1 protein-coding gene is annotated in these 376 nt (G+C 39.9%); it reads right to left on the bottom strand.

The genetic code is table 11. From position 1 onward, the window contains the following. Positions 1 to 376 (bottom strand): AraC family transcriptional regulator (locus D7D25_RS17775; RefSeq protein ID WP_122970226.1); only part of this gene is annotated, 376 nt, incomplete at both ends.

Genomic DNA, 376 nt, shown 5'->3' with positions numbered 1-376 from the left:
AAGATGGAATAGAAATTGAAGTTATACCCGCATGGAAGTTTATAAGAGGATGGTAGAACCACTTGATTGGGTTCATTTGGTGTGATGCCCGTATTCTTTTTAAAGGAGCGGGAAAAGGAGGCCCTGGAGCTAAAGCCACATAAATCGGCCAACACATCTAATGTATATCTGTAGGAGGTATCTTCAGCCACTAATTTTTTAAACTCGGCAATGCGCCAATCATTGACAAAGTCGTAGTAATATATAAAAATTCTTTCTGCTTGAAGAAGGACTTCAATATGTGTCCGAATAAATATATCGAAACGGTTTACAGAGATATTGGGAGAATAATCAAACAGGGGCGGCCAAACGGTCGCCCCTGATGATGAAAAAGAAG

It is taken from the genome of Proteiniphilum sp. X52 (assembly GCF_003712195.1).
Lineage (GTDB): Bacteria > Bacteroidota > Bacteroidia > Bacteroidales > Dysgonomonadaceae > Proteiniphilum.
The sequence above is the reverse complement of the archived record's forward strand: the minus strand, read 5'-3'. Positions and strand labels throughout refer to the sequence as shown.